The organism is Lonsdalea quercina subsp. quercina (assembly GCF_000688695.1).
Lineage (GTDB): Bacteria > Pseudomonadota > Gammaproteobacteria > Enterobacterales > Enterobacteriaceae > Lonsdalea > Lonsdalea quercina_D.
The window spans coordinates 24,786-43,918 of record NZ_JIBQ01000002.1; the positions used below are offsets into that span (position 1 = coordinate 24,786).

17 protein-coding genes are annotated in these 19,133 nt (G+C 57.5%); 7 read left to right on the forward strand and 10 right to left on the reverse strand.

Annotated features, from left to right (window positions below; all coding sequences use genetic code 11):
* Positions 1 to 18: 18 nt before the first annotated feature.
* From udp to SB13_RS00265, 3 genes are all read right to left on the reverse strand, one after another.
* Complete coding sequence (gene udp, locus SB13_RS00255) at positions 19 to 777, reverse strand: uridine phosphorylase (protein WP_026738427.1); 759 nt, start codon at positions 775 to 777, stop codon at positions 19 to 21.
* A 243-nt stretch (positions 778 to 1,020) separates the two neighbouring features.
* Entirely contained in the window at positions 1,021 to 2,202 is a 1,182-nt protein-coding gene (locus SB13_RS00260; protein WP_026738428.1) for an ABC transporter substrate-binding protein, read from the reverse strand.
* Positions 2,203 to 2,632: 430 nt separating this feature from the next.
* Positions 2,633 to 3,379 (reverse strand): SDR family NAD(P)-dependent oxidoreductase, encoded by a 747-nt coding sequence (locus SB13_RS00265; RefSeq protein WP_026738429.1) that lies wholly within the window; start codon positions 3,377 to 3,379, stop codon positions 2,633 to 2,635.
* Positions 3,380 to 4,062: 683 nt separating this feature from the next.
* Between SB13_RS00265 and SB13_RS00270 the strand changes: the two genes are divergently transcribed.
* Positions 4,063 to 5,073, forward strand: a complete 1,011-nt coding sequence (locus SB13_RS00270) for a GntR family transcriptional regulator (RefSeq protein ID WP_026738430.1) — start codon at positions 4,063 to 4,065, stop codon at positions 5,071 to 5,073.
* A gap of 351 nt (positions 5,074 to 5,424) precedes the next feature.
* Here SB13_RS00270 and metE read toward each other — a convergent pair whose 3' ends face one another.
* On the reverse strand, positions 5,425 to 7,692 hold the full coding sequence (metE, locus tag SB13_RS00275; protein ID WP_026738431.1) for a 5-methyltetrahydropteroyltriglutamate--homocysteine S-methyltransferase: 2,268 nt from the start codon (positions 7,690 to 7,692) through the stop codon (positions 5,425 to 5,427).
* Between the two features lie 104 nt (positions 7,693 to 7,796).
* Between metE and metR the strand changes: the two genes are divergently transcribed.
* Complete coding sequence (gene metR, locus SB13_RS00280) at positions 7,797 to 8,735, forward strand: HTH-type transcriptional regulator MetR (protein WP_026738432.1); 939 nt, start codon at positions 7,797 to 7,799, stop codon at positions 8,733 to 8,735.
* Here metR and SB13_RS17090 read toward each other — a convergent pair.
* From SB13_RS17090 to SB13_RS00305, 6 genes are all read right to left on the reverse strand, one after another.
* Positions 8,638 to 9,537 carry a carboxylate/amino acid/amine transporter gene (locus tag SB13_RS17090; protein WP_072000185.1) on the reverse strand — a complete coding sequence of 300 codons (900 nt, stop codon included), beginning with the start codon at positions 9,535 to 9,537 and terminating at the stop codon, positions 8,638 to 8,640. The two genes, metR and SB13_RS17090, sit on opposite strands and share 98 nt — an antisense overlap.
* A gap of 131 nt (positions 9,538 to 9,668) precedes the next feature.
* Complete coding sequence (gene pagP, locus SB13_RS00285; protein ID WP_235202345.1) at positions 9,669 to 10,205, reverse strand: lipid IV(A) palmitoyltransferase PagP; 537 nt, start codon at positions 10,203 to 10,205, stop codon at positions 9,669 to 9,671.
* A gap of 304 nt (positions 10,206 to 10,509) precedes the next feature.
* Positions 10,510 to 11,328 (reverse strand): serine O-acetyltransferase, encoded by an 819-nt coding sequence (gene cysE, locus SB13_RS00290; protein WP_026738434.1) that lies wholly within the window; start codon positions 11,326 to 11,328, stop codon positions 10,510 to 10,512.
* Between the two features lie 110 nt (positions 11,329 to 11,438).
* On the reverse strand, positions 11,439 to 12,455 hold the full coding sequence (gene gpsA / locus SB13_RS00295; protein ID WP_026738435.1) for an NAD(P)H-dependent glycerol-3-phosphate dehydrogenase: 1,017 nt from the start codon (positions 12,453 to 12,455) through the stop codon (positions 11,439 to 11,441).
* On the reverse strand, positions 12,455 to 12,928 hold the full coding sequence (gene secB, locus SB13_RS00300; RefSeq protein WP_026738436.1) for a protein-export chaperone SecB: 474 nt from the start codon (positions 12,926 to 12,928) through the stop codon (positions 12,455 to 12,457). The genes gpsA and secB overlap by 1 nt, the downstream gene beginning before the upstream one ends.
* Positions 12,929 to 13,051: 123 nt before the next feature.
* A complete protein-coding gene (locus SB13_RS00305; RefSeq protein ID WP_026738437.1) occupies positions 13,052 to 13,486 on the reverse strand; it encodes a rhodanese-like domain-containing protein in 435 nt (144 codons plus the stop codon).
* A gap of 302 nt (positions 13,487 to 13,788) precedes the next feature.
* Between SB13_RS00305 and envC the strand changes: the two genes are divergently transcribed.
* The 5 genes from envC (at position 13,789) to rfaC (ending at position 19,102) form a co-directional block, all read left to right on the forward strand.
* The gene (envC, locus tag SB13_RS00310; RefSeq protein WP_026738438.1) at positions 13,789 to 15,066 is read left to right on the forward strand and encodes a murein hydrolase activator EnvC; all 1,278 of its coding nucleotides are present in this window, start codon (positions 13,789 to 13,791) and stop codon (positions 15,064 to 15,066) included.
* A gap of 2 nt (positions 15,067 to 15,068) precedes the next feature.
* Complete coding sequence (locus tag SB13_RS00315; RefSeq protein ID WP_026738439.1) at positions 15,069 to 16,022, forward strand: divergent polysaccharide deacetylase family protein; 954 nt, start codon at positions 15,069 to 15,071, stop codon at positions 16,020 to 16,022.
* Positions 16,023 to 16,120: 98 nt separating this feature from the next.
* On the forward strand, positions 16,121 to 17,053 hold the full coding sequence (gene rfaD, locus SB13_RS00320; protein ID WP_026738440.1) for an ADP-glyceromanno-heptose 6-epimerase: 933 nt from the start codon (positions 16,121 to 16,123) through the stop codon (positions 17,051 to 17,053).
* A gap of 31 nt (positions 17,054 to 17,084) precedes the next feature.
* A complete protein-coding gene (rfaF, locus tag SB13_RS00325; protein ID WP_026738441.1) occupies positions 17,085 to 18,137 on the forward strand; it encodes an ADP-heptose--LPS heptosyltransferase RfaF in 1,053 nt (350 codons plus the stop codon).
* Positions 18,134 to 19,102 carry a lipopolysaccharide heptosyltransferase RfaC gene (rfaC, locus tag SB13_RS00330; RefSeq protein ID WP_026738442.1) on the forward strand — a complete coding sequence of 323 codons (969 nt, stop codon included), beginning with the start codon at positions 18,134 to 18,136 and terminating at the stop codon, positions 19,100 to 19,102. Before rfaF ends, rfaC begins: the two co-directional genes overlap by 4 nt.
* Positions 19,103 to 19,133: the final 31 nt, after the last annotated feature.

Here is a 19,133-nt window from a genome sequence, read left to right on the forward strand (position 1 = left end):
GAGTGGAAATGAATGGATTCAGGAAAGCAGCGCGCGCGCCGCCGCCAGCACCACGTTCACCGACGCGGTTTCGGCCAATTTCATCGTGGCGGCATCGGGGGTTTCCTGCTGAGTCCGATTCACGATAACGCCCGCGACCATCCCCGCGCGCAGCCCCTGGCTAGCGCACATCGTCAGCAGCGTTGCGGACTCCATTTCGTAGTTCAGCACCCCCATGCTCTGCCACTCTTCCATCGACCCACGGAAACGGCGCACGACCCGGCGCGAGAAGGTATCGTAGCGCTCCTGCCCCGGATAGAACGTATCGGAAGAGGCGGTGACGCCGACATGCAGCGTATGGCCGGCGGCGCGAGTAGCCTCCACCAGCGCTGCCGTGCAGGCGAAGTCCGCGACGGCGGGAAACTCCATCGGCGCGAAATGCAGGCTGGCTCCGTCGAGACGCACCGCCGCCGTCGTCACCAGCACGTCGCCTACGGCGATATGAGGCTGGATAGCCCCGGTCGTGCCGACGCGCAGAAACGTGCGAATACCCAGCTGCGCCAGTTCTTCCACCGCAATCGACGTGGACGGCCCGCCGATGCCGGTCGAACAGATGATCACCGGCTTACCGGCCAGCTCCGCGCGCCAGGAGGTGAATTCGCGGTGAGACGCCAAGAATACCGGGTTCTCCATCAAACGAGCGATTTTCTCTACCCGCGCCGGATCGCCCGGCACAATCGCCAGTTCGGCACCATGAACATCTTCCTGGGTTAATCCCAGATGAAATACATCAGACATATCGCTCTCCATCGATGTAGTGAATCAGAGGGCATCGCCCTACCCCAGCGCCGTTTACCCGGTAACTCCGTGAACGCGGTCGCTCCCGGAGAGGGTAATCATTTAGTGATACCACACTATTATGAATTGATTTTTTCGTACTGCGATAAGGACGACGATGTCGCTCAGTCCGCGAGACGCGTCATCCATCATCGCGTCATGAGTGGCTTATCGACAGCGCATACGCCAGGCGCGCGTCAGCAATCAGGCATGGACGAAGTCTTGCCAACGCCGCACGAGATAGTTGTGTTCATCCATCACCGAATTCCAGACGGCAATGTGCCCCATGCGCTGCTCGTAACTCCCTCCGTCGCGCATTTCGCCCGGCATTATCAGAGGGTTACCGTGCGCATCCGGCAGCGTTTCGACCGCAGGTTTGCCGCCGTACCAGAAATCCCATTCGGCGTCAGAGAGATAGGTGCGCGTACGCTGCGGGTTGGAAATATAGTAGCCCTGCCGCGCCATGACCGCCCCCGGCCAGCCGGACTGCCACCAGTTCAGATAATCATAGGCGGCCTCTTTTACGCGCCCGCTGACGCAGCGCGACATCGACAAACCGCCGTACCAGGCGCGATAACCCTCGCGCGGCACCGCCAGCTTGAACCCTTTTTGGCGGAAGTGATGACGAAAATACGTCGGCGCCCACAGGCTCTGTATGCACACCAGTTGATTGCCGATAAGTTTGCTGGCCTCATCATGCGTCGAACCCAGCGCGGCAAAATGTCCTTGCCGACGCAGGCCAGCCAATACGTCGGCCAGTCGGTCGATCTCTTCCAGCGTCAGGTTGCCCACGTTGCCAAACTTGAACAGTCCACGCGCTTGCACCGCCAGCACGGCGTCCAACACGCCCATGGAGGCTTCATCCTGTAACGCGACCTGACCAAAGAATGCGGGATCCACCAGCCATCCCCAGCTCTCCTCCTTACCGACGAGTGAAGCCGGCAGCCGCTCGACCTGATAGGCGAAGCTGTCCGTGTTGTGCGTCAGCGGCAGCATACTGATTTTATCGGTAGGGTTGGCGCCCAGCTCGCCATTATCCTGCACATACAGGCGATGCGAGGGTTCGCTACCGCGGCTCAGCGCTTGACCGGGTAACAGCCTGCCTCGCTTCGGGAGGTCGTTGATTTCATCCCAATACTGCAGTTTGGCGATCTCAAGCGGCTGGATTGCCTGTGCAGGCCAGACAAAGTCGATATTGTGAAACCACTGGTCATAGAGATCGTAACTTTCAGGGTGCATGACGGCGATACGCTGCGCTTCTTTCACGCTGCATACCCGATAGTCGATATTCATGCCCAAATCCTGCTCGGCCTGCTTCTGCAGCAGCTCCAGCAGCGTCACTGAGGTTCCCAGTACTCGTAAGGTCACACCGTTGCTCTTCATCATTGACCGCCGCTTTTCATGATCACCGGAGTCTGAAAGCGCCCCGTGCCGCTTTCGCGTTTTGAAAGCCAGTTTCCCCGCCTCATCATGTTCCCTCGCCGCAAGGGCGCTGAGAGATCACGGGCTGTTCGCCGAGGTGCTGACGGGGAGAAACGAGAAGAGATCCCCGGGAAATGACGGGGATGTGCTTTTTTTTCACAATAATAATACCTTTAAAACTCAATTGAGACGGGCCATACCGACGTCATCATCAACAGGCACGCCGTTAAACAGCCCTGAAAATCTTTCGTGAAACCTCGGGCTGGCGCGCGTGAGCCGATGAGAACGCTATTGTGGCACCATTGTCCACAATCGACGACACCGCAATCATCAACCGACGGCCAGTGGCCGTTATCGGGAGCATGCCCGAAAGCGACGTCGGCATGCTTTCAGATCAGGGCATCACGTCGCCGGAATTCGGCCCCAGCGTTTGACCGACGAAGAGGTTGCCGCCAGGATCGCTGGCCAGCAGCAGCGCGGCTGGCGCTACCTCGTCAGCGTTGCCGAACCGCCCTAACGGCAGCTCAGCGGCTTTGGCTTTTTTCCAGTCGCTGCTGATGCCGTCAACCATCGGCGTCGCGATCGGGCCGGGAGCGATGGCGTTGACCAGCACATTGTGCGGAGCCATCTCCAGCGCCAGCGATTTGGTAAAGCCAATGACGCCAGCTTTCGCCGCCACATAATGGCACAGCTCGGCCCCGCCTTTGATACCGAGCTGAGAGGCGATATTGATAATGCGTCCCCAACGCTGACGCCGCATCCACGGCAGCGCCCGCTGGGAAGAGATAAATACGCTGCGCAGATCTACCGCCATCATCTCCTCCCACATCTCCAGCGTGATCGCTTCACAGGGCGCCTGCGTCAACAGCCCCGCATTATTAATCAGTACATCGATACCGTCGTAGTACCGAACGCAGTCATCAACGCTTTGCTGCGCTCCCGACGGCGTCCCAACATCCACGACGCTGCCATAGCATTCAACCCCGCGTTGGCGACAGCGCTCGACGACATGTTCCAACCCTTCCGCATCGCGATCGGACAACAGCAAGCGCGGGCCATGGTGTGAGAAAAGTTCGGCGATAGCGAACCCTATACCGCTGGCCGCGCCGCTGATAACGACGCGTTTATCCTGTAATGACATTCTATCCTCCCTAATCCGGCCGCTGTGGATGGGCCGTCGTCGATAATCAAAGCACGGGCTACGGCGCATAGAACGCGCCATAACCCACCGCGTAAAAATATAGATAGCAGATAATCAGATGGAGAAAGCGATCCCGCCGGCGAATTCGGGATTTTATCCTATGATTTTCAATAATAACCGCGAGCAAAACCGCTGAGTCATCACACGAGTGGTCTGTGATCACGCTTCGCCGGGGCACCTCCAGCGAATAGAAAAGGTCTTTTCCCCTCTCCCGCCAACGCCGGATGTCGCAGGTCTCTCCAGTCCTTTGTTTTTCCGAGCAAAACGCGTTTAATCCGCCGAAAATGCCTCAAATAGATAGCTATCTATTTAATTGGCGCGTCACTATTCGCCAGTTAAATGGGCAATTAAGAGCGCAAAAAAATAAAAGGGCATCGTTAAAAACGAAAATATTAGATAAATATATCGCCTTAGTTTTAAAAATGACCAAATATCGATATTTACGCCTAAAAACTCACAATCTCGATGAGTATTATCCATAAACGTACCTTATATTAAAACATCCATTATTGAACGTGTATTATCCAAATAGGCTGTTTTTTAACCGCCATCAGTCACGCACATCGCCGCAGAGGTGTGCGATAATGACGTCATGCGCATGGCAGGAGACGATGTCATAAAGGATGTTAACTACACACGATAATAAAAAACCGGACATTCGTGGCACAGCACGCTACGAAATGATCCATCAGGTATTGCAGCAGGCCATCAAGGCAAACACGTTGCCTGTTGGATTGGTCATGCTGGAAGGACCGCTAGCTGAATTGTTCGGTACCAGTCGCGTTCCCGTCCGCCGGGCTCTCGGACTTTTGCATGAAGAAGGGTTGATCAGTCGCTTCGAAGGCCGCGGTTTCATCGTGGCGGCGGAAGATCAGGAAGTTGAGCCTGTGCGTATGCCGCTCAACCGCACCATGCTGGGGTTCGATCAGCAGCAAGAGCTGGTGGACACACGCAGCACCGGTGAAAAGGTGCTCAGCGACCTGCATGAAGCGCTGTCGACCTGTATGGTGTTCGGTCATTACCAACTCAACGAGGCCAGTGCGGCCGAGTTTTACCACGTCAGCCGCAACGTTATTCGCGAAAGCCTGATGCGACTGCGCGATCGTGGTCTGGTAGAAAAAGAGCCTTACTCCCAATGGCTGGCTGGGCCGCTAACCGCCCGTGAAATCCGCGAGCATTATGAAGTCCGCGCCAGTCTTGAACCCGCCGCGCTGCGTCGGGCAGGGCCTCTTATCCCTCAGAAACACATCGATGCCAGTCTAATGCATATTGAGCGCATTCGAACCAGTAAAGTCAGCACGGGTGCCGAACTTGAGCAGGTCGAAGACGATCTTCATCTGCTCAGCCTGGAGTTTGCGGGCAACCGCACGTTGGTTGATATTCTTCGGCAGAGTCACTCGACCCTGACTATCGCGCGCATCTTCCATGAAACGCTCTCGCTGCCCGTTGATGAAGCCATGGTAAACGAGCATCAGGTGATCTACGAACAACTGCTGGAAGGGTGCTGGGACCTCGCAGCGCAGACCCTGGATGAGCATCTGGCGAATGCTCAGAATCGCACGCTGAAAAAACTGAAAGTCCTGTCCGTACTTCCGGAACCCACGCTCCCCCCCTATTTGCAGCGCCTCAGCTGACCCTCGGCACATTCAGTCAGCAAATAAATCCTTTTATTACATCAACATGAAGAAAATCACCGAACAAACACCGTTCTAACGATAGCCATTCAAAAGCCCCGTCGCCGTCTTCGACAACGGGGGCTTAATCCAGAGGAACACGCGTATCGACTAGCGTCGAGGCACTGCCGCGTCAGGCGCTAAAAAAATAGGAAGCGAGAGTGAGAAAACCGGATGGATGCGCCATAAAAAACGGGGAAACTTTCGTTCCCCCGTTGAGACATTGATGAGCCAGCGGGTGGCTCATGCCTGCGGACTGATACGTCCCGGCGAAGCGCCGGGACACTGACGGGACGGCTCTCTCGTCAGCGATCAGGCCTGCGTTTCGCGCAGACGTTTGGCCGCCTGCACCATGTTGGCCAGTGATTGACGCGTTTCCGGCCAACCGCGGGTTTTCAGACCGCAGTCCGGATTCACCCACAGACGGTCGGCAGGGACGTATTCCGCCGCCTTGCGCAGCAGCGCTTCAATCCATTCCACGCTTGGGACGTTTGGCGAGTGAATGTCGTAAACACCGGGACCGATTTCGTTCGGATATTCGAACTCCTCGAACGACTCCAGAAGCTCCATGTCAGAACGCGAGGTTTCGATGGTAATGACATCAGCATCCAGCGCAGCAATGGAATCCATGATGTCGTTGAACTCGCAGTAACACATGTGGGTGTGGATCTGCGTGTCGTCCTGAGCAATCGCGGCGTTCAGACGGAACGCTTCCACCGCCCATTCCAGGTAGGCTTTCCAGTCGGAGCGATGCAGCGGCAGGCCTTCACGCAGCGCCGGTTCGTCGATCTGGATGATACCGATGCCGGCTTTTTCCAAATCTTCCACTTCGTCGCGCAACGCCAGCGCAATCTGCTTGGCGATGGTTTCACGGCTGACGTCTTCACGCGGGAATGACCAGCACAGGATGGTCACAGGACCGGTCAGCATGCCTTTCACCGGCTTGCTGGTTAAGGACTGCGCGTACTTCGCCCACTCGACGGTGATCGGCTCTGGACGGCTGATGTCGCCGATGATAACGGGCGGTTTCACGCAGCGGGAGCCGTAGCTTTGAACCCAGCCGTTCTGCGTGAAGACGAAACCGTCTAAATGTTCGCCGAAATACTCGACCATGTCGTTACGCTCGGCTTCACCGTGCACCAGAACATCCAGATCCAGACGCTCTTGCTCGGTGATCGCCTGTTTGATGTGTTCAGCAATCCCTGTCCGATAGTGCTGTCCATCCAGACGACCCTGTTTGAAGTCCAGACGCAAACTGCGGATTTCTGTCGTTTGCGGGAATGAACCGATGGTCGTCGTCGGCCATGACGGCAGTTGGAAGCGTGCGCGTTGGGCTTCCGCACGCTGCGGATAAGGATGCTGGCGCTGGCTGTCTTTCGCCACGATGGCGGCCAGACGTTTTTCCACCGCCGCATTGTGTACGCGGGTGGAGGTGCGGCGAGCGCGGATCGGCGCGCTGTAGACTTCCAGCGGTTTACCGTCGCCGCTGTTCAGCGCGGTGGTCAGCAGTGACAGCTCACTACATTTCTGCAGCGCGAACGCGAACCAGCTTTTCACTTCCTCGTCGAGACGCGTTTCTACGCTCAGGTCGATGGGGCTATGCAGCAGCGAACAGGAGCTGCCGATCCACAGCGCGCGTTTGCCGACCAGCGGCTGGAGGCGTTCGTACCAGGTGCTGAGGTCTGCACGCCAGACGTTACGGCCGTTGATCACGCCAAGAGACAGCACCCAGTCCGCCGGCAGTTGGGCATTCAGCGTCGCGGCGTCGTCTTTGCCATGCACCAGGTCAACATGCAGCCCCTGAACCGGCAGCCCTTTGATGGTATCCAGATTCTGGCCGATGCTATCGAAATAGGTGGTCAGCAGCAGTTTCACCTGCCCCTGCAGCGCGTCGTACGCCGGTTTGAACGCCGTCAGCCATTTGTCTTCCAGTTCCAGCACCAGCGCCGGTTCGTCGATCTGCACCCATTCGATGCCGCGTTTCGCCAGTTCGCCCAGAACCTGTTTATACACCGGCAGGATATCGTTCAGCAGCGACAGACGATCAAATGCCGCGCCTTTCACTTTACCCAGCCACAGATAGGAGACCGGTCCCAACAGGACGGGTTTCACTTTATGACCCAGCGCCAACGCTTCATCGACTTCGTCCAGCAGCTGCGTCCAGGTCAGTTTGAAGCTCTGACCCTGGGTAAATTCAGGCACCATGTAGTGGTAGTTGGTATTGAACCACTTGGTCATTTCCGCCGCCGCAGCCGGTTCGCCGGTGGGCGCACGGCCACGACCGATGCGGAACAGCGTATCCAGATCGACAGAGCCATCCGCATTCTGGTGACGCGCCGGCACGTTGCCGAGCAGCAGACTGGTGGTTAATACGTGATCGTACCAGGCAAAATCGCCCACCGGCAGCAGGTCCACGCCAGCATCCTTTTGTTGCTGCCAGTGACGGGCGCGCAGATCGCGTCCGACGGCCAGCAGTTCTTCCTGGGTGGTGTTCCCTGCCCAATAGCTTTCCTGTGCTTTTTTCAACTCACGACGTAAGCCGACGCGAGGAAAACCGAGAGTATGATTTACAATTGCCATGCTTGAATTCCCATTTAGCCGTCCAGATGTTTACACATCCATAATCCGCAGGTAGTGTAGTAAGCACAAGCGCAATTTATTCACTGTCACTGTGAAGGACTCTCATGATCGAACTTAAACACTTACGGACGCTGCTGGCGCTGCGCAATACAGGATCGTTAGCCGCCGCCGCCGCACAGCTCCATCAAACGCAATCCGCGCTGTCGCATCAATTTAGCGATCTGGAACAACGTTTAGGATTCCGGCTATTCGTCCGTAAGAGCCAACCGCTGCGATTCACTCCGCAAGGGGATATTTTGCTGCAGTTGGCGGAGCAGGTGCTGCCGCAGATTCAGCAGGCGCTGCAGGCCTGCCACGAACCTCACCAGGCCACGCTGCGTCTGGCTATTGAATGCCACAGCTGCATTCAGTGGCTGACGCCGGCGCTGGAAAATTTTCATCAGAGCTGGCCGCAGGTCGCCATGGACTTCAAGTCCGGCGTCACGTTCGACCCGCAGCCTGCTCTGCAGCAAGGAACGCTGGATCTGGTGATGACTTCAGATATTTTGCCGCGCAGCGGTCTGCACTATTCGCCAATGTTCGACTTCGAAGTCCGATTAGTGCTGTCCCCCGACCATCCGCTGGCGGCCAAAGAGCAGATCGACCCGGAAGATCTCAGTGAGGAAACGCTGATGATCTACCCCGTGCAGCGCCAACGCCTGGATATCTGGCGTCACTTCCTACAACCCGCGGGCGTCAGCCCGGCGCTGAAGAGCGTGGACAATACGCTGCTGCTCATCCAAATGGTGGCGGCCCACATGGGGATCGCCGCGCTGCCGCACTGGGTGGTGGAGAGTTTCGAACGTCAGGGACTGGTCGTCACCAAAACGCTGGGGAAAGGATTGTGGAGCCGGCTGTACGCCGCAGTGCGCGATGGCGAGCAGCGTCAGCCGGTGATTGACGCTTTTATTCGTTCTGCGCGTCAGCACGCCTGTTCGCATCTGCCGTTCGTGCGGGACGCTTCGCAACCCAACGCTGATGTACCCACAACGACGATAGAATAACGGCCGAGCCGACGATAAAGCTCGGCCAATGCGGTCGTTCCTGCCAAATTGCGAAATTGACCAGCAGGCCTGCCGGAACGTGAAAGTTGTTCATAATTCCCAACGTTCCGGCATCCACCTGCGTCGCGCCATAGTTCCACATGAAATAACCGATGCCGGACGCTCCAATTCCCAGCCATACTAGTACGCCCCACTGCACCGAGGTGGTCGGCAACTTATGCGCGTCGCCGAACAGCAGCCAGGCCACCACCGAAACGCTCAGCGCCCCCAAATAAAACCAGGAGAATGCGCTGTGCTGCGGCATGGGGTAGACCTCCATCAGCCGCTTATAGCCAACCTGTCCGATGGCAAAGAAGATATTAGCCGCCTGCACCAACAATAGGCCCCACCAGAACTGTCCGCTGATGCCGTCGTACCGAATCACCGCCGCGCCCGCCACGGCCAGTAGCGCGCTGAGCGCGTAGCCCCATCGTAGCGGCTCACGCTTTAGCAGATCGTAAATCAGCGTCACATACAGCGGTGTCATGACGGTAAACAGCAGGAACTCCGGCACGGTGAGATAGAGATAGGCCTGGAAAGCGAACAGGTACATGATGCCCAGCTGGCAGGCGCCCACCAGCAAATAAAGCAGCAGCGCCCGCGGCGCATAGCCCCGCCAGCGCAGGAAAGGCAGAAAGATCAGGGCGGCGAGCCCGACGCGCATCAGCACCGAGAACCAGCTGTCGACGTGACCCGCCAGGTATTCGCCAATCAGGCTGAAGGAAAAGGCCCACAGAATAGTCGTAACAATCAGTAATAGCACGGGGTGACCCACTCAAATAGCACTCAACAGGAACCGCTATTGTAAATGAGTTCTACGCGCGATTTTTCATCAATGCGGTTGACAACCGAACAAATAAAGCACAATTGTCAGCCGCATTTCACGTTAAGAACTTAGAATTGCCAGCGCAGCCAGGCGAAGAATACGTTGCCGTTGTTGTAGGTTCCAGGAATGTAGGTCGCCTGGAAAGACAAACGCTGATAGTTGATGGAGGCCAGTGGCAGGAGCACCGGAATCGGGATGTAGTTCCAGTTATCCCGCATGGTCACGCCCGCCGTGAAGCCCAGCCCCAGATGGAAATCGCCATTGGTCGTCGGCTGCCAGCGTTTTTCGTAGCCGTAGCCCCCAATCGGCTCCCACTTGTTGAATGAGTCCTTGAACGCCATCAGATACAGGCCGTGCCAGTCGCCATCCTGATCAAACCGCGTCACGCCGAAGCCCGCGCCCCACGGACGTTCATTGTAGCGGTCGGTCTTTTCTTTGTCGTAAGTCCAGCGGTTATGCCAGGTGATTGTCGGTACGTAGAGATCGTATGACTGCGGCGCATTCCAGGTCGCGGACAGATTGGTTTTGGCCCGTTGCCAAAACCCCGCCTCCGACGCCGTCGTTTCCTGCTCTTCCGCATTTATGGAAGCGTTTTTGGAAGCCATATCTTCAGCCATCACCGGGGCCGAGAGTACGGTCAAAAGGGGTAAACACCGAGAAGGTACAGCCAATTTCAACAACATATCCAGTTCTCAATTACTCATAAAAATCCGCGCAGCCGCTGTCAAGGCGGTATCTTTTCAGAGGGTGCGGCGATGGGGAAAAATAGAAATAACATGTGTGGTCTCAGGCAGAAAAATCGCGTCGCTCTTCAGCGAAGATCACACCACGAGGACAGGCGACGCAAAGCGTTTCGCCCGAGTGTGCGCCTCATTCCAGAGCGCTTGAGAGCATCAAGATCGACGGCGCTCAAATGCCGTCTCCGTATTCAAAACCGTGAGCGCCGTTGAAATACTGATCCATATCCATGGAAGGTTTATCGGTTTCAGGCCGGCCCACGATACGCGCCGGCACACCGGCGGCGGTGGTATGAGGAGGAACCGGTTGCAGCACCACGGAGCCAGCGCCGATTTTGGCTCCACGTCCTACCTCAATATTTCCTAAAATTTTGGCGCCAGCGCCGATCATCACCCCTTCACGGATTTTGGGATGGCGATCGCCGGACGTTTTACCGGTTCCGCCCAGCGTGACCGACTGAAGAATCGACACATCGTTTTCCACGATAGCGGTCTCGCCGATGACGATCCCGGTCGCATGGTCCAGCATGATGCCGCAGCCGATGCTCGCCGCAGGATGGATATCCACCCCAAAGGACACAGAGATCTGATTTTGAAAGTAGGCCGCCAGCGCACGGCGATCCTGCAACCAGAGCCAATGACCGATGCGGTAGGCCTGCAGCGCGTGAAACCCTTTTAGGTAGAGCAATGGCGTAGAGTACTTATCCACCGCGGGATCGCGCAGGCAGACGGCTTGAATATCGCGCGCGGCGGAGACAATCATCTGAGGATCGGCCCCGTAGGCCTCTTCCAGCACTTCACGAATGGCGATGGCGGGCATGGTGGAACTGGCCAGCTTGTTTGCCAGCATGTAGCTCATCGCGCTGCTCAGATTCTCATGTTTCAGCAACGTCGCATGAAAAAAACTGGCCAGCATGGGTTCGCAGTCGGCCAGACTTCGCGCCTCATCTTTGATGTTATTCCAGACCAGCTCTAATTCATCATTCGACATTGCAACCGTCCTCTGAAGTCCATCGCGTACTAAAGTCATGTCTTCTCTCTGCAGGGCAAAACGAGATAGGCGCCACCAGGCGGCGAATACCCGTTATCCTTGAAAAGGGATTAGCTGGCGCTCTCGTCCTTACGCGACCGGCCCAGCAGGCTCAGCGCGGCTTCTCGTGCATCTTTGCCGCAGTAAAGGACCTGCCACAACTGTTCGGTAATCGGCATCTCGACGTTGAGACGCTTGGACAGGGCCATGACTTCTTTCGTGTTGCGGTAACCTTCCACAACCTGACCAATCTGGTCACGGGCCGCATCTACGCTCATCCCCTGCCCCAGCATCATGCCGAAACGTCGGTTACGCGACTGATCGTCGGTACAGGTCAGAACCAAATCGCCCAATCCGGCCATCCCCATAAACGTCGAAGGGTCCGCCCCCAGCGCAACGCCAAGGCGAGTCATTTCCGTCAGGCCTCGGGTAATCAATGCCGTACGGGCATTCGCGCCGAAGCCCATCCCATCAGACATGCCCGCGCCAATGGCGATAACGTTTTTAACCGCGCCGCCCAGCTGCACGCCGATGAAATCCGGATTGCGATAAACCCGGAAACTCTTGCCGCAGTGCAGCAGTTCCTGCAGGTCATCGGCAAACTGGCTGTCCGTCGACGCCAGCGCGATAGCGGTAGGCAGGCCGGCAGCCAGTTCTTTAGCGAACGTCGGCCCTGACAGCACCGCCAAAGGTATTGCGTCGCCCAACGCTTCCCGTGCCACGTCCTGTAATAGACGCCCCGTTTCAGCTTCCAGCCCTTTGGTCGCCCAAACGATGCGCGCGTCCGCGCGCAGATGCGGCTTGATCTGGCGCAAGACGTCGCCAAAGACATGGCTCGGCACCACCACCAGAATATTTTGGCTGGCAGCCACGGCACGCGTCAGATCGCTCTCCAGCAGCAACGTATCCGGAAAAGGCACATCCGGCAGAAACGCCTGGTTGCACCGGGCATCCTGCAACGCCTGCACGTGGACAGGATCATGTCCCCAGAGCACCACGTTATGGCCGTTGCGCGCCAGTGTGATCGCCAGTGCGGTGCCGTAAGAGCCGGCGCCGATAACGGTCATGGAAGCATCAGGCATGTTCATCAGGCATCCAGCTGCGGCGCGGCGGCGCCTTCTTCGGAAGCTTGCTGTTCCAGGTAGTTCATGAACAGAGCATCAAAGTTGACCGGCGCCAGGTTTAGCTGCGGGAAAGTGCCACGGGAAACCAGGCTGGTGATGCATTCACGCGCATACGGGAACAGTACGTTCGGGCAGTAGGCGCCCAGGCAATGAGCCAGCTGCGGACCTTCCAAACCGGAAACGGTGAAAATACCCGCCTGCTGAACTTCACACAGGAACGCCGTTTCTTCACCCAGCAGCGCAGTCACCGTGACACGCAGTACCACTTCGTAGACGTCATCGGCCAGCTGGCTTGACGCCGTATCCAGATCCAGTTTGACCTCTGGGCTCCACTCCTGCTGAAACACCTGCGGTGCCTTCGGCGCTTCGAAAGAAATATCTTTGGTGTAGATACGCTGGATTTGGAATGAAGTTTCGACGTTGTTGTGTTCGGACATAGTTAAAAATACCTTTTGTTAGATTTCCTTGACGCGCTTCCCTGTCTGCGGAAAGTCAACGCCATCGCTAAAGCCCCGCGCCCGGTCAATCATTGCCGCGGACGCGACGGACAGCCGTCCGGGTTACTTGCCGCGCACCAGTGGAAGGTTCTCGCCGCTCCAACCCGTGAGACCCTCTTTCAGGATCACGACGTGGGTAAAGCCCGCGTTGAAAAGCTGCTCCGCCGGCTGACGAGAAGACATCCCGTTAGCGCAGACCACGATGACAGGCTGAGCCTTGTGTTTTTCCAGTTCGCCCAAGCTACCGTTTTTAATATCGTTAGGTAACAGGTTGATAGAACTTGCGATGTGTCCACGGCGATACTCTTCGCGCGTACGCAAATCCACAACGACCGCATCTTCTTTATTGATGAGTCGGATTGCTTCTGTACGAGCAACCTCTTTCACCTTCGAAAACTTACTTTTAAACGTAAGCACGATAACCGTAACAAGCAACACAACCCAGGCCAGGCTGAGGATCGGGTGTCTGCTAACGAATGGCATAATCTCTTGCATAATGTCTTGCATGAGGTGTAACGACTCCGGAATCAGTTAAGCAATCAATATTGAGGTGTTTGAGTATACCTGCGCGATAGGGCAATTACAGCCTGAAAGCCAACATCGCGGAGCGAATCTGCGCGTAGCTACATAAAATCCCGCCATAAAGCGCCGCGAACGATCATTTTATGCGGAGCGCCTTCCGCTTATCTATTATTGATGTCATTGCAGCCTGCGCTGGCGTCTCTCGCACACAGTTAGTAATAGAAACCCTGAGTGAGACAACTGGTCAGCGGCTGTGCATCGTGGAATAATCCATCATCATGAATAAAAGCGCGTTTTCTGTACCGTTACGGACAACAGGCCGGCAACGCCGGCGACTTCGCTGCGCCAGTGCATTATGCATTGGCGCTTTGCTGTTGCCGTTTTGCAGCGCGGCCGACGACAGCCAACAACAGCTCAAATCTTTGCAGCAGAATATCGCGGCTAAAGAGAAGAGCGTGAGAGAGCAACAGCAACGCCGCAGCGCGCTGCTGGAGCAGTTGAAACGGCAGGAACAGTCGATTTCACAATCCAGCCGCCAGCTGCGCGAAACGCGCGGCACGTTGGAGAGTCTCGCGCAGGAAATCAAGGCGCTCAACGCCTCCATCGCCAAACTGCAGTCGCGACAGAAAGCGCAGGAGCAACTGCTCTCACAACAGCTGGATGCCGCCTTCCGTCAGGGTCAGCACAGCGGAATTCAACTCATTCTGAGCGGCGAGGAAAGCCAGCGTCGCGAACGCATTCTGGCGTACTTCGGATATCTGAATCAGGCCCGTCAGGAATCTATCGCCCATCTGCAGCAAACGCGCACCGACCTTGCGCAGCAAAAACAGGCGCTGGGAGACCGGCTGGCGCGTCAGCAAAGTTTGCTCAGCGAACAACAGCAGCAGCAGAAAACCCTCGAACAGGCCCAAGGCGAACGCCAGAAGACGCTGAGCACGCTGGAAAGCACACTAGAAAAAGACCAACAGCAGCTGACCGAACTGCGCCAAAACGAAGCGCGCCTGCGCGACAAAATCGCCCGCGCCGAACGGGAAGCGCGCGCGCGCGCCGAGCGAGAAGCTCGGGAGGCCGCGCGCGTCAGAGAGAAAGAAGACAAGGCGAAACGCAGCGGCACCCGCTACACCCCTACCGATAGCGAACGTTCTTTGATGGCGCGCACCGGCGGTCTGGGAAAACCGGATGGACAGGCTTTCTGGCCGATTCGCGGTCAAACCCTGCACCGGTACGGCGAGCCATTGCAAGGCGAACTCCGCTGGAAAGGTCTTGTGATCGGCGCGCCGGAAGGCACCGAGGTCAAAGCCATCGCCGACGGCAGCGTGCTGATGGCCGACTGGCTGCAAGGCTACGGGCTGATGGTGGTGGTCGAGCACGGTAAAGGCGACATGAGCCTGTATGGATATAACCAGAGCGCATTGGTATCCGTCGGCGACAAGGTCAAGGCTGGTCAACCTATCGCGCTCGTCGGCACCAGCGGCGGACAAAGCCAGCCGGCGCTCTATTTTGAAATTCGACGTCAAGGTCAGGCCGTTAACCCACTCCCCTGGTTAGGAAGGTAGTTTTGCGTCCATTCATTTCTCGCGTTATCTCGGCTATCGCCCTGTGTGGCCTGGTTGTTCCGGCCTGGGCCGGCAAACTGTCTATCGTTATCGACGACTTCGGCTACCGCCTCCACAATGAACGCCAGGTGCTGGCTATGCCGACGGCGATTTCCGTCGCGGTGCTGCCGAATGCGCCGAACGCACGAGAAATGGCGACGGAGGCTCACCAGCAGGGCCACGAAGTCCTGATCCATCTGCCCATGGCCCCGATGAGTAAGCAGCCGCTGGAGCGCGACACTTTGCGTCCGGACATGAGCAGCGAAGAGATTCAGCGCATTCTGCGCGAGGCAGTCAGCAAAGTCCCCTATGCCGTCGGGCTGAATAATCACATGGGCAGCGCTATGACCGCCAGCCTGCCGGGAATGCAGAAAGTCATGCAGGCCATGGCCGCTTACCCGCTCTACTTTCTGGACAGCATGACAATCGGCAGCAGTCAGGCCAGCCGCGCAGCGGAAGGCACTGGCGTCAAAGTCGTCAAGCGCAGGGTTTTTCTGGACGATAGCCAGAACGAAGCCGACATTCGCAAACAGTTCAGCCGGGCAGTCGAGCTGGCCCGCCGCAACGGTTCCGCCATCGCCATCGGCCATCCGCATCCCAACACCCTCCGTGTACTGCAACAGATGCTGCCCACCCTGCCCTCCGATATCGTACNGGTGCGACCTAGCCAGTTGTTGAACGAACCTCAGGAGCCGCAGCATTACCGGCCGTTGCCGGTCTACACCGCATCGAAAAACGCGTTTCGCGCGCCGCAACAGTGCCGCACTAAACGCCAGCTGCCGCCGATGCCCCCGCCGCAGGTGCTTAGCCAACTTAGTGAGCACATGGGCAACAGCGCTCCCGTCGTTTATCTCAAGCAACGTTGGCAAACCTGGATGGGCGCTCCCCTCATCGGGACGCCGCCGGCAGAAAAATAATGCCAGGCTGTCCGCTGGAAAATGAAATGCTATGATAGCGCCCAATAGATAGCGTGAGGCGCGGTGCCTCACCTAACAGCTTAGCAAGGGTAATTCCCATGATTATCGTGACTGGCGGCGCCGGCTTTATCGGCAGCAATATCGTGAAAGCGTTGAATGACCAAGGTTACCGGGACATTCTGGTAGTTGATAACCTGAAAGACGGCACCAAGTTCGCCAACCTGGCAGATCTGGATATTGCCGACTACATCGATAAAGAAGATTTCATCGCCAATATCGTCGCCGGCGACGATTTGGGTGATATCGAAGCGATTTTCCACGAGGGCGCCTGCTCTTCCACCACCGAGTGGGACGGCAAGTACATGATGGATAACAACTATCAGTACTCCAAAGAGGTGCTGCATTACTGCCTGGAACGCAGCATCCCCTTCCTGTATGCCTCTTCCGCCGCCACCTATGGCGGACGTAGCAAGGATTTCGTGGAAGAGCGTCAGTTCGAACAGCCGCTGAATGTCTACGGCTACTCCAAATTCCTGTTCGATCAGTACGTGCGTGAAATCCTGCCGCACGCAGGCTCGCAGGTCTGCGGCTTCCGCTATTTCAACGTCTACGGGCCGCGTGAAGGCCACAAAGGCAGCATGGCCAGCGTGGCGTTCCACCTGAATCAACAAATCCATCAGGGCGAAAATCCGAAGCTGTTTTCCGGCAGCGAAAGCTTCAAGCGCGACTTCGTCTATGTCGCCGACGTCGCCGCCGTGAACCTGTGGTTCTGGAAACAGGGCGTCTCCGGTATTTTCAACTGTGGGACCGGCCGGGCTGAGTCATTCCAGGCCGTCGCCGACGCCGTGCTGGAGTACCACAAGACCGGCAGCGTTGAGTACATTCCCTTCCCGGAAAAACTGCAGGGCCGCTATCAGTCCTACACTCAGGCGGATCTGACCAAACTGCGCGCGGCCGGTTATGACAAACCGTTCCACACCGTCGCTGAAGGCGTAGCCGACTACATGGCCTGGCTTAACCGCGACGCATAATCCTGCGTTACCGTAGGGGATCTCGAACGGTATGAAAATTCTGGTAATCGGCCCGTCCTGGGTTGGCGACATGATGATGTCGCACAGTCTTTATCGCACGCTCAAGGCCGAACATCCGGATGCCGTCATCGACGTGATGGCGCCGGCTTGGTGCCGTCCGCTGCTGGCGCGCATGCCGGAAGTGAATCAAGCGCTCGCTATGCCGCTAGGTCACGGCGCGCTCCAGCTGGGTGAGCGTCGCCGTCTGGGCGTCGCACTCCGGCCTCAGCGCTACGACCGTGCGTACGTCCTGCCTAACTCATTCAAATCCGCGTTGGTGCCGTTTTTCGCAAAGATACCCCAGCGCACCGGCTGGCGCGGCGAAATGCGCTATGGATTGCTGAATGACGTTCGCGTGCTGGACAAGGCGGCCTTTCCGCTGATGGTGCAACGATACGTCGCGCTCGGCTATGACTCGAAGGCGATTAACAGCGCGGACGATCTGCCCGCGTCGCTGCCGTGGCCGCAGTTGCAGGTCTCCGAGACCGAAATCTCAGCGGCACTCGCCGAGTTCAGTCTGCCGGGCGACCGGCCGCTGATCGGGTTTTGTCCCGGCGCGGAATTCGGTCCGGCCAAACGCTGGCCGCATTACCACTACGGCGCACTGGCTCAAGCGCTGATCGAACGCGGCTATCAGGTCGCGCTGTTCGGTTCAGCCAACGACCGTCAGGCAGGCGAAGACATTCGCAACGCTCTGACGACACAGGCTCAGGCCGATTGCTTCAATCTGGCAGGCAACACCACGCTGGATCAGGCGGTCGTGCTGCTGGCCGCCTGCCGAGCCGTGGTCAGCAACGACTCCGGTCTCATGCACGTCGCCGCCGCGCTGAATCGGCCGCTCGTCGCTCTCTACGGTCCTAGCAGTCCCGACTTTACTCCGCCGCTTTCCAACGATGCGGAAGTGATCCGCTTGATCAGCGGCTATCACCGCGTGCGCAAAGGCGATGCGGAACAGGGGTATCATCAGAGCCTGATCGACATTCATCCGGAACAGGTGCTGAACGCGTTGGAAAAACATGTGAATACGCGAGGGGCGCAGGCATGAGAGTGCTGATCGTGAAAACCTCCTCGATGGGAGATGTCCTGCACACCCTACCCGCCTTGACCGACGCGATGCACGCCGTGCCGGGCATCCAATTCGACTGGGTGGTTGAAGAGGGATTTTCCCAGATCCCTGGCTGGCATCCGGCCGTTGACCGGGTCATCCCGGTGGCGATTCGCCGCTGGCGCAAAAGCTGGTTTAGCGCCGCCGTTCGCCAGGAGCGTTCGACGTTCAAGCAGCTGCTGCGTTCCCAACGTTACGATGCGGTCATCGACGCACAGGGACTGATCAAAAGCGCGCTGCTGGTCACGCGTCTGGCGCATGGTAATAAGCACGGGCTGGACTGGAAGAGCGCCCGCGAGCCGCTGGCCAGCTGGTTTTATCAATACCGCCACCGAGTGGCGCGCGAGCAGCATGCCGTCGAGCGCATTCGCGANCTGTTCTCTATCAGCCTGAACTATCGCCGCCCTGCCGAAACCGGGGATTATTCGATTGCGGCTAAATTCCTGGCCTCTCCGCCGGAAGACGCCGGGCGTTATCTGGTTTTCCTGCATGCCACCACCCGTGACGAGAAGCATTGGCCGGAAGACCGCTGGCGCGAACTGATCGCGCTGACGCAACCGAGTGGCCTACGCATCAAGCTGCCGTGGGGAGCGGAACATGAGCACCAGCGCGCGTTGCGACTCGCGAAAGGCTTTCCCCACGTGGATGTGCTGCCGCGGCTCAATCTGGAACAGGTATCGACGGTATTAGCTGGCGCAAAGGCCGTCGTATCGGTGGATACCGGGCTGAGCCACCTGACGGCGGCGCTCGATCGGCCAAATATTACGCTTTATGGCCCGACGGATCCGGGATTAATCGGCGGATACGGGAAAAATCAGATTGCCGTCGTATCCCCTGATAAAACGATGCGTTCAATAACCAGCGCCGATATTTTTTCCCGCTTGTCGATCGATCAAAAAACATGATTTCTAAGTATAAAAAATGACAAATAAGACT

Bases quoted from the DNA above. Each gene is read 5' to 3' on its own strand.
- udp (WP_026738427.1), bottom strand. From the start codon at position 777: ATGTCTGATGTATTTCATCTGGGATTAACCCAGGAAGATGTTCATGGT.
- SB13_RS00260 (WP_026738428.1), bottom strand. From the start codon at position 2,202: ATGATGAAGAGCAACGGTGTGACCTTACGAGTACTGGGAACCTCAGTG.
- SB13_RS00265 (WP_026738429.1), bottom strand. From the start codon at position 3,379: ATGTCATTACAGGATAAACGCGTCGTTATCAGCGGCGCGGCCAGCGGT.
- SB13_RS00270 (WP_026738430.1), top strand. From the start codon at position 4,063: ATGTTAACTACACACGATAATAAAAAACCGGACATTCGTGGCACAGCA.
- metE (WP_026738431.1), bottom strand. From the start codon at position 7,692: ATGGCAATTGTAAATCATACTCTCGGTTTTCCTCGCGTCGGCTTACGT.
- metR (WP_026738432.1), top strand. From the start codon at position 7,797: ATGATCGAACTTAAACACTTACGGACGCTGCTGGCGCTGCGCAATACA.
- pagP (WP_235202345.1), bottom strand. From the start codon at position 10,205: ATGGCTTCCAAAAACGCTTCCATAAATGCGGAAGAGCAGGAAACGACG.
- cysE (WP_026738434.1), bottom strand. From the start codon at position 11,328: ATGTCGAATGATGAATTAGAGCTGGTCTGGAATAACATCAAAGATGAG.
- gpsA (WP_026738435.1), bottom strand. From the start codon at position 12,455: ATGAACATGCCTGATGCTTCCATGACCGTTATCGGCGCCGGCTCTTAC.
- secB (WP_026738436.1), bottom strand. From the start codon at position 12,928: ATGTCCGAACACAACAACGTCGAAACTTCATTCCAAATCCAGCGTATC.
- envC (WP_026738438.1), top strand. From the start codon at position 13,789: ATGAATAAAAGCGCGTTTTCTGTACCGTTACGGACAACAGGCCGGCAA.
- rfaD (WP_026738440.1), top strand. From the start codon at position 16,121: ATGATTATCGTGACTGGCGGCGCCGGCTTTATCGGCAGCAATATCGTG.
- rfaF (WP_026738441.1), top strand. From the start codon at position 17,085: ATGAAAATTCTGGTAATCGGCCCGTCCTGGGTTGGCGACATGATGATG.